The sequence below is a fragment of the Nitrospirota bacterium genome (genome assembly GCA_023229435.1).
GTDB lineage: Bacteria > Nitrospirota > UBA9217 > UBA9217 > UBA9217 > JALNZF01.
Map to the genome: position 1 here is coordinate 299,945 of JALNZF010000001.1, position 13,952 is coordinate 313,896.

Annotated in this window: 12 protein-coding genes; 10 read left to right on the forward strand and 2 right to left on the reverse strand. The window is 52.9% G+C overall.

Going from position 1 to position 13,952, the window contains the following annotated elements:
• Positions 1 to 182 precede the first annotated feature (182 nt).
• Together M0R70_01310 and rpmB are read right to left on the reverse strand one after the other, a co-directional pair.
• On the reverse strand, positions 183 to 1,268 hold the full coding sequence (locus tag M0R70_01310; GenBank protein MCK9417998.1) for a hypothetical protein: 1,086 nt from the start codon (positions 1,266 to 1,268) through the stop codon (positions 183 to 185).
• 465 nt (positions 1,269 to 1,733) lie between these two features.
• Entirely contained in the window at positions 1,734 to 1,928 is a 195-nt protein-coding gene (gene rpmB, locus M0R70_01315) for a 50S ribosomal protein L28 (GenBank protein MCK9417999.1), read from the reverse strand.
• Between the two features lie 170 nt (positions 1,929 to 2,098).
• Between rpmB and M0R70_01320 the strand changes: the two genes are divergently transcribed.
• The 10 genes from M0R70_01320 to M0R70_01365 all read left to right on the forward strand — a co-directional run bounded on the left by M0R70_01320 (position 2,099) and on the right by M0R70_01365 (position 13,897).
• Positions 2,099 to 2,692 carry a TetR/AcrR family transcriptional regulator gene (locus M0R70_01320; GenBank protein ID MCK9418000.1) on the forward strand — a complete coding sequence of 198 codons (594 nt, stop codon included), beginning with the start codon at positions 2,099 to 2,101 and terminating at the stop codon, positions 2,690 to 2,692.
• Positions 2,693 to 2,797: 105 nt separating this feature from the next.
• Entirely contained in the window at positions 2,798 to 4,162 is a 1,365-nt protein-coding gene (locus M0R70_01325; GenBank protein MCK9418001.1) for a TolC family protein, read from the forward strand.
• 112 nt (positions 4,163 to 4,274) lie between these two features.
• Entirely contained in the window at positions 4,275 to 5,462 is a 1,188-nt protein-coding gene (locus M0R70_01330; protein ID MCK9418002.1) for an efflux RND transporter periplasmic adaptor subunit, read from the forward strand.
• 85 nt (positions 5,463 to 5,547) lie between these two features.
• Entirely contained in the window at positions 5,548 to 8,655 is a 3,108-nt protein-coding gene (locus tag M0R70_01335; protein ID MCK9418003.1) for an efflux RND transporter permease subunit, read from the forward strand.
• Positions 8,656 to 8,799: 144 nt separating this feature from the next.
• Positions 8,800 to 9,951, forward strand: a complete 1,152-nt coding sequence (locus M0R70_01340) for an efflux RND transporter periplasmic adaptor subunit (protein MCK9418004.1) — start codon at positions 8,800 to 8,802, stop codon at positions 9,949 to 9,951.
• A gap of 1 nt (position 9,952) precedes the next feature.
• Positions 9,953 to 10,651, forward strand: a complete 699-nt coding sequence (locus tag M0R70_01345; GenBank protein MCK9418005.1) for an ABC transporter ATP-binding protein — start codon at positions 9,953 to 9,955, stop codon at positions 10,649 to 10,651.
• Between the two features lie 80 nt (positions 10,652 to 10,731).
• Positions 10,732 to 11,961: an ABC transporter permease gene (locus tag M0R70_01350; GenBank protein MCK9418006.1), complete on the forward strand. Its 1,230-nt coding sequence runs from the start codon at positions 10,732 to 10,734 to the stop codon at positions 11,959 to 11,961.
• Between the two features lie 129 nt (positions 11,962 to 12,090).
• Positions 12,091 to 13,023 carry an Ig-like domain-containing protein gene (locus tag M0R70_01355; GenBank protein MCK9418007.1) on the forward strand — a complete coding sequence of 311 codons (933 nt, stop codon included), beginning with the start codon at positions 12,091 to 12,093 and terminating at the stop codon, positions 13,021 to 13,023.
• A 239-nt stretch (positions 13,024 to 13,262) separates the two neighbouring features.
• Positions 13,263 to 13,526 (forward strand): hypothetical protein, encoded by a 264-nt coding sequence (locus M0R70_01360; GenBank protein MCK9418008.1) that lies wholly within the window; start codon positions 13,263 to 13,265, stop codon positions 13,524 to 13,526.
• Positions 13,523 to 13,897 carry a type II toxin-antitoxin system VapC family toxin gene (locus M0R70_01365; protein MCK9418009.1) on the forward strand — a complete coding sequence of 125 codons (375 nt, stop codon included), beginning with the start codon at positions 13,523 to 13,525 and terminating at the stop codon, positions 13,895 to 13,897. Before M0R70_01360 ends, M0R70_01365 begins: the two co-directional genes overlap by 4 nt.
• Positions 13,898 to 13,952: the final 55 nt, after the last annotated feature.

Here is a 13,952-nt window from a genome sequence, read left to right on the forward strand (position 1 = left end):
GTAAACCTCGCCAGAGAATAAGTGCTCCATAACTTGCAGAGTGCGGTTTTGTTCAACCGTGTCTGTTAAATATATAGTCAACCGAAGGGAGTCGCTATCCGTCTCTAACAGGGTAAAGAAAAGCCGGGATCAGGTAAAACCTGACCCCGGCCGAGGCTGAGTTTGATGAACAAGGATCCAGACTACTTATGCCAGTCGATTTCAATACCGCAAAGGAGCGGAGAACCCTTGTCGATCTTGACTTCCACGCCATTCGCCTTGTGGCAACCGGCGCAGACGGACACTTTCCCTACGAGATTGTAGTTCTTCATATCCATGACGTTCAACGTGCTGTCATCACCATAGGTTCTTGAAGAAAGGAAAGCATACTTGCCGTCCGGGGTAAATGCAAAATCATGCGTCCGCACATTATCGGGAAGGATGATGCGCTTGACGATCTTGTCAGTGGCCGTATCGATCACGATAACCTGGCTCTTATGCGTGCCCGGCTTGAGACCCGGATCAAATTCGTTCGGGGCGCTGACCCAGAGGTATTTACCGTCCGGTGTCATTCGTACCTGATGAAGGAACGTCATCTCGGGGCTCGTAATCTGTTTGATTTCCTTTTTAGTTTTCCAATCATACACAAAGACAATGCCCTGCGGCATGTCGGAAATGTAGGCTTTTTTGCCGTTCTGGGTCCACTGGATACCGCATACCGCCTTGCCCACCGGCATCTTGTCAACGGTTTTCAGCGACTTCGAATCCCATATGTAGACATTGCCGTTCGCCATATCCTGGAAGTATATGTTCCCGTCAGGACCTGAGATCGCTCCGCAGAACTTTTCGCCGACCTTGAAGGGGCCTTCCTTCTTCATTGTTGCCAGGTCTATCTTAAAGATTTCTCCAGCCAGTGTTCCGGCAACAAGGACCTTTTTCCCTTTTTCGGTGACGATGGCCTGGCCATGGTTCCCGCCGCCTTTCTGCACTGCTTCAAAGCTCATGCCCGCGATTTTGCCTTCCATCTCGGACCCCGGCTCGGTAAGGACGATCCTGTCCTTCACTACATCCGTGGGCGACTTCATGGTATTCATGTCGATGATCGAGATATGACCGCCATGGCCGGCGATGTATGCTGTTGCGTTAAAGGTCGGGATCTTTGCTGCAGGTACTTCTTTTGCTTCGATGACGGCAACATCGGCCGCCTCAACCATTGTTCTCTGTGACTGACCAAAAAACAGTCCAACAATACTTACGACTGCCAACCCGACAAAATAAATCTTTTTCATAAATTCCTCCTAATTTGCATTGTGTTGTGACGAGCACTGATGTGCTCAAGTGATTCGCGATTGTTGCCGTTCGAGTTTAAGATCAAATGTTTCTATTCCGTACGGACTTCCACCTCCTTTTATTCATAACACGGGGAAATGATCGTGTGGCGCAGCGGTTACGAATATGAGAATATCATTTTAACTAAGGCTGATGCATATATAAGTCGATGACAAATGCTTGTCAACATGTAGTTCTGATTTTATATTATCTATTTGTTACAATATAATCTATCAGATTGGAAGTGCAGAAAGATCTGTTAAACACCTATGAAATGGTTTTGAGGCAAGGTCAGACACGCTGTTTTATGCAACATTATGTGCGCAGATAACGTGTTGAATGGGAATGCGTAGAGATGCGGTGAAACAAAAATCCCCCGGCTTTTCATAAAAAGCGGGGGATGGTTCAAGACGGAAATCGAGGGATCAGCTTACTTTCTTTACTTTGCCGGAACGAATGCAGCGTGTGCAGACATGCATGCGCACATGAGCGCCAGTGGCTGCCACTGCCCTGATCGGTTGTAAATTTGGCTTGGAAAATTTCTTTGATCTATTGTTGGCATGACTCACTTTGTTTCCGCTGAGCTTGCCCTTACCGCAAATATCGCATGTACCGGCCACTGTAAAATCCTCCGTAGTGCATAAGTTTAAAAGCAGGCGTAACATACCATAAGAATACGTTCCATGCAAGGGGAAAATTAGGGAATTTGCGAATTGGGGCAAATGGGGAAAGCCGGGGGAACGCTTGACTTTCATCCGGTTCTGCTGTAATGTAAGCGCCTGCTATCATTATGAAGAAGGGCATTACAAAAAAGAGGCTGCTGGACGCCACGCTGAAGCTGATCTCAGAAAAGGGCTATATCGGGGCAACCACGCGCGAGATCGCCCATGAAGCGGGGGTGACCGAGCTGACCCTCTTCAGGCACTTTGGGACCAAGGAAAGGCTTTTTGAAGAGCTTTTAAAGAACCACACCTTTCTCCCGAGATTGAAGGAACTCTTGCCGGAACTGGACGGTCTCTCCTATGAGGACTCGCTCAGGCTGATCGCAACGAGATTCCTGCTGTCGCTGAAAGAGCGCAAGTCGATGGTCAAAATCATGTACTCGGAAGTAACGATCTATCCTGAGAAGATCAAAAAACTCTATAACAAGTTCATCGATGACCTCCAATTGACCCTTGCATCATACTTCAGGGGGCTGCAGAAAAAAGGTCTTCTGAGAAACGTATCTCCGGAAATGGCGGCCAAGCTCTTTCTGGGGATCCTGTTCTCGTATTTTCGATCCGAGGAGATCATGCGAAAAGGCGGCATGAAAAAACAAAAAATGGAAAAGAATATCGAGGAATTTGTTGATATATTCATATTCGGCACAATAAAACATGATTAAGAAACAGATTTTATTCTTCTTGCATTGAACTAAATCCTCGATCCTGTGTCTTAATAGGTAATAAACATGTACTCTGGGGGAATCGGTATGAAGGGAAGATACAAAATGGCTTTGCATGTCCTGTTCGTCCTGTCAATGGTTCTGCTGCAGCTGACGCCTGCGCGTCTTTCAGCAGCAGAAAACAGATCATCCGGTCAGGTTGCAACGGTTCAGGGAGCTCCTGCCGAAGGTGATAAAACCGCGGCAGGAGGAGTATCCCAGGCCCGGCCGCTTACCCTGAACCAGTGCATCGAAATAGCGCTCAAGAACAATCAAACGATCCGTGCTTCGATGTACGGTGTCGATGTAAACCGGAGCAGAGTGGGCGAAGCTCGATCCGGCTACTACCCGCAGCTCAGCGCTTCGGGGGCATATACCAGGATCAGTCCCGTGTCTTCCCCGACGAACAGCTTCGGCAGCTCAGTGGCATACAACCAGTATTCGAGCGGAGTCTCGCTCAATCAGAACTTACTGGATTTCGGGAAGACTTCGCAGCAGGTCGATATTTCGAAATACAATCTCGAATCCTCCCGTTCAGATCTGAATACAACGCAGGATGCTGTCATCCTGAGCGTAAAGCAGGCATATTACAGCGTCTTGCAAGCCAGGAGGAACCGTGATGTTGCCGCGGATGTTCTGAAACAATTTCAACTGCACCTTGATCAGGCAAAAGGTTTTTATGATGTCGGAACAAAGGCGAGGATCGACGTCATCAAGGCGGAAGTGGACCTGAGTAACGCTAAACTGAGCCTTATCAATGCCGAGAACGCGCTTAAAATAGCCTGGGTGACCCTCAGCAATGTCATGGGGACCCCCGATGCGCCTGAGTATACCATTGAAGACAATCTCTCATTCCAGCAGTATGCGATTACCCTGGAAGAGGCAAAGGCGCGTGCCTTTGAGAACAGGTCCGATCTCAAGTCGATCATCTCAAAAAGGCAGGCTGCGGAGACCACTATCAGTTTGGCACGGTCCGGCTATTACCCGGTCTTATCCGGTTTCGCAAACTATAACTGGATAGGCGAGACAACATCAACGTTGGACCACAGCTGGAATGCCGGGGTGCTTCTGACCGTTCCCCTGTTCAGCGGATTTTTGACTGTTCATCAAGCGGCGGAGGCAAAATCAAACCTCTATATCCTGAAGGCAAACGAAGAGTCATTACGACAACAGATACTGCTCGATGTACGCCAGGCATATCTGAATCTGCACGCAGCGGAGGCCAGCATAGCAACCGCCGAACTTGCCTCCGCACAGGCCAAAGAGAACCTGGATCTCGCAAACGGCAGATACGCGGCGGGAGTAGGAAGCCCCATAGAGGTCTCGGATGCGTTCGCTACGTATGTTGCCGCGCAGGCGAACTATACCAGCGCCCTGTCTAATTACAAAATAGCCCAGGCTGCCATCGAAAAGTCCATGGGAGCGCGGTAGATTCAATTCGGATTACGGAGTCATTCGACGGGCTCATGATGGTGAGCGAAGTCGAACCATGTGAAATGCGGAATTGTGGACTTCACGAATTCTGTAGCTGGGAGAGGAAAGAATGAAACGAGCCTATTTACTTAGCTTGCTGGTTTTACTTACAGTACTTTGTATCACCGGTTCGTCCTGTTCAAAGGGAAAACCTGCGCCTCCACGGACCGTGCCGGTGGTCGTCGGGAGCGCGGATCAGAAAAATATTCCGCTGCAGCTTAAGGTCATCGGCAATGTTGAGGCCTATAATGCCGTATCGATCAAGCCGCTGGTCGGCGGCGAAGTGGAAGGTGTGTACTTCAGGGAAGGGCAGGACGTCAAAAAAGGCGATCTTTTGTTCAAGATAGATCCGCGCCCCTATGCAGCAGCGCTCAGACAGTCGGAGGCAGCGCTCGCGCGGGACCTGGCCCAGGCAAAGAACGCGGAAGAACAGGCAAAGCGGTATGCCCTCCTTGTCCAGAAGGATTATGTTTCCAAGGACCAGTATGACCAGCTTCGGGCAAATGCCGATGCCCTTGCAGCAGCCGTCCAGGCTGACAAGGCCAATGTTGAGAACAGCAGGCTCCAACTTGATTACTGCTCGATCAAATCACCCATCAATGGCAGGGCCGGAAGCGTGATGGTCAATGCGGGCAACGTCATCAAGGCAAACGATAGCGCGATGACTACCATCAACCGGATCGTTCCGATCTATGTCACGTTCACCGTGCCTGAACAGAATCTGTCTGACATCAATAAATATACTGCCATGCACGAGCTCAAGGTTGAGGCAATCATCCCGGGTGATGAAAAGCGCCCGGCTCGCGGGGAGTTGACGTTTATTGATAATGAGGTGGACAAAACCACCGGGACGCTCAAATTGAAAGGCACCTTTGCGAACGCCGACAGGAGACTCTGGCCGGGACAGTTTGTTGATGTCATCCTCACGCTGACCACGGAGCCGAACCGGGTGGTGGTGCCGTCATCCGCAGTGCAGACAGGCCAGCAGGGACAGTATGTGTATGTGATAAAGGACGACATGACGGCCGATCTTCGCATCGTGACGCCCGGCAGGTCGTATGGGGAAGGGACCATCATCGAAAAAGGTGTCGCGGTAGGTGAGAAAGTCGTCATTGACGGACAACTCCGCCTTGTGCCGGGGGCTAAGGTGGAGATTAAGAACGAAAAGGATAACAAAGCAGAAAAAAATGATAACCACGGAGACACGGAGACACGGAGCAAGGAAGATTTAAAAACTCAAATGCCGAAGTCAAAATAAAAGCATGTAAAATAAATTTATTCAAGATATCGTATTTGCATTTCTCCGTGCCTCCGTGTCTCTGTGGTGGATTCTTTTTTAACCTATGAATATTTCCGAATTATCCATACGCCGTCCGGTCATGACCACTCTGGTTATGCTCTCCATCTTGTTCCTTGGCATCGCGGGGTATCGGCTCCTGCCGGTCTCCGACCTGCCGAACGTGGATTTCCCCACGATCCAGGTGACCGCGAACGTGCCTGGCGCGAGCCCCGAGACTATGGCCTCTGCCGTGGCCACGCCGCTGGAGAAACAGTTCTCGACCATCGCGGGTATCGACTCCATGACCTCGACGAACGGCCAGGGAAGCACCCGGATCACGATCGTATTCGACCTCAGCAGGAACATCGATGCCGCGGCCCAGGACGTCCAGTCGGCCATTGCTTCCGCGGCGCGCCAGCTGCCGGAGGACATGCCGAGTCCACCGTCGTTCCGAAAAGTAAATCCGGCCGACGCGCCGGTGCTCTACCTCGCCCTCAGTTCTCCCACAATGCCGCTCTCCGCAATAGACGATTACGCGCAGACCATTATTTCCCAACGTATCTCCATGGTGAGCGGTGTGGCCCAGGTGCAGGTCTACGGATCACAGAAGTACGCCGTTCGCGTTCAGCTCAATCCCCGCGCCCTGGCAAGCAGGGGAATCGGGATTGACGAGGTGGCGGGCGCGGTCTCGCGCGCGAACGTTAATCTTCCGACCGGCACGCTTGAAGGCGCGAACCAGGCGTTCACGATACAGTCGTCGGGCCAGCTCCTGGACGCAAAGGCATACCGTCCGGTCATCGTGGCATACCGCGGTGGCGCGCCCGTGCGGCTCCAGGAACTGGGCAGGGTGATAGACAGCGTCGAGAACAACAAAGTTGCGGGCTGGTTCAAGGATACGCGGGCCATCATTCTTGCGATACAACGCCAGCCCGGCACGAACACGGTCGAGGTCGTTGATTCCATCAAGAAGCTCATTCCCACGTTCCGCCGGCAGATGCCGGCCTCGGTCAACCTCGAGGTCCTGTTCGATCGTTCGGAATCCATTCGCAACTCCGTCCATGACGTTCAATTCACTCTGGTCCTGACGGTTTGTCTGGTCGTGCTCGTGATTTTTCTGTTCCTTCGGAACCTGTCGGCGACGGTTATCCCGAGCCTGGCGCTCCCCATGTCCGTGGTGGGCACCTTCGCCGTCATGTATATCCGCGACTTCAGCATGGACAACATGTCCCTCCTGGCGCTCACGCTGTCCGTCGGATTCGTGGTGGACGACGCCATCGTAATGCTCGAGAACATCATACGGCACATGGAGATGGGCGAGACCGTCATGGAGGCGGCGCTCAAAGGATCCAAGGAGATCGGTTTCACCATCCTGTCCATGACCATCTCGCTGGTGGCGGTCTTCATCCCCGTGTTCTTCATGGGCGGCATCATGGGAAGGCTCCTGCACGAATTCGCCGTCACCATCGGCATGTCCATCCTGATTTCCGGTTTTGTGGCCCTGACGCTCATACCCATGCTCGCGAGCCGCTTTGTCCGGCCTCACGGGAAGGAACAGCACGGTAGACTGTACCAGGCATCGGAGCGCTTCTTCGCCAACATGCTGCTTTTTTATCAACGGACCCTGACGTCAGTGCTCCAGCACCGTTTGGCCACGATGCTCGTCTCCGGGTTTATTTTTTCAGCAACGATATTCCTGTTCCTTATCATGCCGCAGGGCTTTCTCCCGAGTGAGGACACGGGCCAGCTGGTCATTGTCACGGAAACCGCGCAAGGCACCTCCTTTGATTCCATGAAACAGCACCAGCAGGCCGTTGCAGCTGTCGTACTCAAGGACCCGAACGTGGATGCCTTTATGTCCAGCGCAGGTTCAGGCGGCGCCAGTTCAGCCGGGAATCAGGGCCGGCTGTTCATCCGGCTGAAACCCCGCTCCGAGCGAAAGCTGCACGTGGACCAGGTGATCCAGCAGCTCAGGCCCAAGCTCGCGCAGGTCCCCGGGATCATGGCGTTTCCGCAGAACCCGCCTCCGGTGCGCCTGGGCGGGACGATCACCAAGAGCCTCTACCAGTTCACGCTCCAGAGCCCCGATATCGACGAACTCTACGAGTATGCTCCCAAGCTTGAGGCAAAGATGCGCGAATTGGCGATCCTGCAGGAAGTGACGAGCGACCTGCAGATCAAAAACCCCCAGGTGAACGTGGAGATCGACCGCAACAAAGCGTCAGCCCTCGGCATTTCCGCTACTCAGTTTCAGACGGCGCTCCAGGCCGCCTACAGCAGCCAGCAGATAACGACCATTTACGCCCCGAACAACCAGTACCGTGTCCTTATGGAACTTGAGCCGGAGTACCAGCAGGATCCGGACGCGCTCTCCCTGTTATATATCCGTTCGTCAGACAACCAGCTTGTCCCGCTCCGGACCGTGTCAAAACTTTCTCAAAGTGTGGGGCCCTTGTCCGTGAACCACCTGGGCCAGCTGCCGGCGGTCACGCTTTCATTCAACACCCGTCCCGACGTGTCTCTGGGGACCGCGGTGGATGCCGTGAACAAAGCGGGCCGGGACACGCTCCCTGCGTCGATTTCCACGAGTTTCCAAGGCACGGCGCAAGCGTTCCAGTCGTCCATGCAGGGACTGGGCATCCTGCTGTTAGCCGCGATCCTGGTGATCTATATTGTGCTCGGCATTCTGTACGAAAGCTTCATCCATCCGCTCACGATCCTGTCGGCGCTTCCCTTCGCAGGCTTCGGAGCAATCGTGACCCTCATGATCTTCGGGAAAGACCTGAACGTCTATTCCTATGTGGGAATCATCCTGCTTGTCGGGCTCGTTAAAAAGAACGGCATCATGATGGTAGACTTCGCCCTCGATGCTCAGCGCAGGGAGGCGGCAACGCCTTATGACGCCATTTTAAAAGCGTGCAGCATCCGGTTCCGGCCGATCATGATGACCACCATGGCCGCGCTTTTGGGCACCCTGCCCATCGCGATCGGACTCGGGGCCGGTGCGGAGTCTCGCCGTCCCCTTGGTCTTGCCGTTGTCGGCGGTCTTCTTTTCTCACAGACGCTGACTCTGTACGTCACCCCGGTTGTGTATCTTTACATGGACAGGTTACAACGCAAGCTTGGAAAGCTTGGCATATTCCAAATACGCAAAAAGGCCGCATCGACGGAATGACCCAAGGCGTCACCTGGTTCCAACGATGATGATATTTTATCGTCATTCCCGATCGGTTCCATCGGGAATCCATGTTTAATTCCAGAGAATATCTCTGGATTCCCGTTTTCACGGGAATGACGTATCGCGGAAAAGGAATATAGAATGATCAAACGAAACCTATCTGCCTCACAACGTGTTTTAAACTCAGGCATCCTTATAGCTTTATTATTCGGCTGCACAGGGAATGGGACCTCCTACAGGACCGAATCGGCAACCATCGGCGATATTCAGCAGGCCATAACGGCGACCGGGACCGTCAATGCAGTAACGACCGTTCTCGTCGGCACGCAGGTGTCCGGTACCATAAAAAGCCTCTTTGTCGATTTTAATTCGCGCGTGACAAAGGGGCAGTTGATCGCCCTGATCGATCCAGAAATGTTTGAGGCGCAGGCGGCGCAGGCAAAGGCGAATGTTGAAAAAGCAGACGCGACGTTCCGCGATGCCGACCGGACGCTTAAAAGGAACCGGGAGCTGTTTGCGAAGAATCTCATACCCCGCAGCGACCTCGACACGGCAGGGACGAACTTTGACGGCGCCAAGGCACAGTTGGGACAGGCAAAGGCCGCACTCAAGGTGGCGGACACGAACCTTCGGTACACGCGCATTGTATCGCCCGTGGACGGCATCGTGATCTCCCGGAATGTGGATATCGGCCAGACCGTTGCCGCAAGTTTTCAGACGCCCACGCTGTTTACGATCGCCCAGGATCTTACCAAGATGCAGATCGATACGAACGTTGCCGAGTCAGACATCGGCGTGGTGAAAATCGAGCAGGACGTGGAATTTTCCGTGGATGCCTATCCTGATACGATATTTAAAGGAAAGGTATGGCAGAAAAGGCAGGCCCCGATCACCGTGCAGAACGTGGTCACCTATGATGTGGTGATCCAGGTGGACAACCGCGAAATGAAGTTGATGCCCGGGATGACCGCGAATGTTTCCATTATCATCGTGACAAAGAGCAATGTCCTGAAAATCACCAATGCGGCACTCCGGTTTCGAATGACCGCGCCCACGGGAGCGGCGGGGGCCGGCAACGGTTCGAAGACGGGGGGAGATGGGGCGGGGGAAAAGGGTCCATCTGTCTGGGTGCTTGAAAATGAAAAACCGAGACGCGTCGCCATCACACCGGGCATCAGCGATGGGGCGTATACGGAGATCGTTTCCGGAGAGTTAAAAGAGGGGCAAAATATTATTATTGAATCGTTCAAAAAGAACAAGACTCAATCCCAGGCCGGACCGAGGATGTTCTAAGATGGCGCTGATCGAGGCACACAAGCTCACCAAGGTGTATAGTTTCGGTGATGTCGATGTTCGCGCGCTCGATGGCATCTCAGCGTCCATCGAAAAAGGCGAGTTCGTGGCCATCATGGGACAGTCAGGATCGGGTAAATCGACCTTTATGAATGTTCTCGGTTGCCTCGACACGCCCACGGACGGACACTATCTCCTGGACGGTGTCGATACCGGCGGTCTGTCGCGCGACGCGCTTGCCGAGATCAGGAACAAAAAGCTCGGGTTTGTGTTCCAGGGATTCAATCTGTTGTCACGGACGTCGGCCCTTGAAAATGTCGAACTTCCGATGCTCTACAACGGTTTCCCGGCCCACCAACGACAAGAACGTGCGCGGAAGGCTCTCAAGAGCGTGGGGCTCGAAGGACGGGAAGGCCATCACCCGAACCAGCTCTCCGGAGGCCAGCAGCAGCGGGTCGCCATTGCCCGCGCGCTCGTGAACGACGCGCCGATCATCCTCGCGGATGAACCTACCGGGAATCTTGACACGAAAACAAGCGCTGAGATCATGGAACTCTTGGTGAAGCTGAACCAGGAGTCACATATAACGGTCATACTGGTGACCCACGAGTCCGACATCGCGGCGTACAGCAAGCGGATTATCCGGTTTTCTGATGGACATATAATCAGCGATGAGAAAGTCGGTAAGAAAAGTGCCTAAAATGCCTAAAGTGCCTAAAATGGAAGTACTCACTTTAGCGCACGTTAGCTCACTTTAATGTACTTTAGTCACTATTATTTATGATCAACATTCCTTCCACCTTCAAGATATCCTTTCGCGCACTCAGAGTGAACAAGATGCGCTCGGCCCTCACCATGCTCGGGATCATCATCGGCGTGGGCGCCGTGATCGCCATGGTGGCCATCGGCACCGGCGCAAGCAGGAAGATCGCAGAACAGATGGCAAGCATGGGAAGCAATCTTCTTATCGTTATACCGGGGGCCATGACTTCGGGAGGGGTCCGGATGGGCGCCGGAACGCAGTCAACACTTACGCTGGGCGACGCCGAGGCTATCCAGAAGGAATGTCCCGCGGTTTCCGATGTTGCTCCCAATCTCAATGGAGTGGCCCAGGTCGTCTTTGGACATCTCAACTGGTCGACCGGCATTATCGGTACGACTCCGTCATACCTTATCGTTCGAGACTGGTCGATGACCGCCGGCAGGTCCTTTAGCGCGCAGGACGTGAAGAGCGCCACAAAGGTTTGCCTGCTCGGGCAGATCGTGGTGGACAACCTGTTCGGCGAACAGAATCCGGTCGGCCAGACGATCAGGATCATGAATGTTCCTTTTACGGTGGTCGGGATACTGAGCCCGAAGGGGCAGGACGCAAGGGGACACGATCAGGACGATGCGGTCCTTGTTCCCGTGACTACGGCGCAGAAGAAATTGTTCGGGACCCAGTTTCCCGGCATGGTTCGTAACATAACGGTCAAGGCAATGAGCGCCGAAGTTCTCAGTGACGCGGAGAGGCAGATCACCGCATTGCTGAAGCAGCGTCATCGCATTGGGCCGAAGCAGGACAATGATTTCACCGTACGGAACCTTACCCAGATGATGGAGGCGCGCGAAGAGTCCTCAAAGGTGATGACCCTGCTGCTTGCCGCGATCGCGTCAGTCTCGCTCCTTGTCGGGGGGATCGGGATCATGAACATCATGCTCGTGTCCGTGACCGAGCGGACGCGCGAGATCGGCATCCGCATGGCCATCGGAGCCAGGACGTGGGACATCCGTCTTCAGTTCATCATCGAGGCGCTGACCCTGTCCCTGATCGGCGGAATCATCGGCATCATCGCAGGGGTCTCCACGGCAATGATACTCTCATCCGTCTCCGGATGGCCCACGGTCGTGTCGGTGCCTTCCATCCTGCTTGCATTCAGTTTTTCCGGCTTCATTGGGATCTTCTTCGGCTTCTATCCCGCGTACAAGGCATCGCTTCTGAACCCGATCGATGCGCTGAGGTACGAGTAGTTTTTTCTGACGAGAACATCCGATTTATGCTATGATAGCCGGAATGAAACAGCGTGTAATGACCGCATCAAGATATCCGCACAACATTGTGTCTAAATAACCGCCTGTTGCAAGGAGAGACCAAGGAAGATGATACGCATAAAGATTTTCACATTCTGTATCGCGATAGTTTCAGTGCTTACAGCGGTTCCGGGGCTGATGGGCTGCAATCAGCATAGCAGCACCCTCGAATCAGTCTCCATCACCCCGGCCGCTCAAAGCATGGTGAAAGGAACGACGCAGCAGTTAACAGCAATCGGAACGTTTTCGAACGGTATGAACCTTACCTGGTCGCAGGTCGTTACCTGGAGCTCGGACAATACCGCGGTTGCTACCGTCAGCAATACGGCAGGCTCAAACGGCATCGTCACGTCAGTGGATATAGGCACGGCTGCTATTACGGCGTATGACGCGGCAAATAATATCTCCGGGACTGCCAGGATCGATGTCACCGTTCCTGAAGCAATTTCGGTAATCCCAACCAACCCCTATATGGCACTCGGGGCAACACACCAGTTTGCAGCCATAGCATTATTTTCCAACGGAACGGTCACGCAGGTCATAACAACGTTCGCAAAATGGACCGCTATATCTACCGGGGATGCAACCATCATCGACACCCCGGGAGTAATCGGCAATGGCATTGTCTCCGCAGGTACGGTAACCGGGACAACGGTCATTCAGGCAAGTGATCCGACGATGAGCGGGGCCACCGGCGCAACAACGCTCACGGTCACCAGCACGCCGCTCACAGCCATCGCGCTCGATCCTATCAATCCGATAGTTTCCATGAGCACCACGACGCTGCGGTTTACGGCGATAGGAACGTTTCAAGATGGTCAGACGACGCAGACCCTGACGCCGTCAGTGACAGCATCATGGAATTGGAGCTCATCGAATACCGGAATTGTAACGATAGACAATACAGGCCTTGCCCGGGTAGTAGCCGCGGGCACTGTCACGATTACAGCAAAAGACCCGATAACAGGCGTATCAGGAAATACGACATTGACGCTGCAATAATGTTGAAAAGGTTTTTCTCAACACGGAGACACGGAGATACGGAAGACTGCTGAAGGTTTTAGTATTTATTATTGTCGTACATTTACTCCCTCACTTTATTGTTGAGATACTAATAATTGAGGGAACAATTGCCGTGCAGTGTATGTTTCCCCTTAATCATGTCCTGAGAAAACCGTTTGACATGAAGAGTGATGTATGCTATACATTACGTTACGCAACAACGGGTAATGGAGAATACCATGAAAAGAACACAATTATATATAGAAGACGATGTTTTCAAAATGCTCCGGCGTGTAGGCAAGGAAAGGGCGGTTTCAATATCCGAGCTTGTGAGGGCAGCGGTTAAAAAGGTATACGCGCTGGATAAACCCGACAATGCCGACATGATTTTAAAGGAATCAGCGGGCATCTGGAAAGACCGAAAAGATATCGCTTCGTCGGAAGAATATGTTCGGCAAATGAGGAAGGATACCAGGAAGAAACGGCTGGGTATCAAATCATGAGCATCCTGATCGATACCGATGTCCTGATCGAGTATCTTCGGGATAATGAAAAGATTGTAAAAAAGTTTACCGAAGTCTATAAACGGGAAAAGAAGCTGTGCTTCTCCCCGATCACGAGAGCGGAGATCGTCGCTGGATTGCGAAGGGGCGAGGAAGGGATCACAACCAAACTTTTCGGACTCATGGAGTGCCTTAAAATTGACGATACAATCGGACATAAAGCAGGCGAATATATGAAGTCATATCGCGCCTCACATAGTACGGAGATCGCCGATGCCCTTATCGCCGCTACCGCCCACGTTACCGACCTTCCTCTCTGGACACTGAACAAGAAGCATTATCCCATGAAAGACATTGTGTTTTTCGCATAACCCGATAAATTAGTATGCCCAGTGTCAACACAGAGCTCCTTTTCCTCGACAAAAC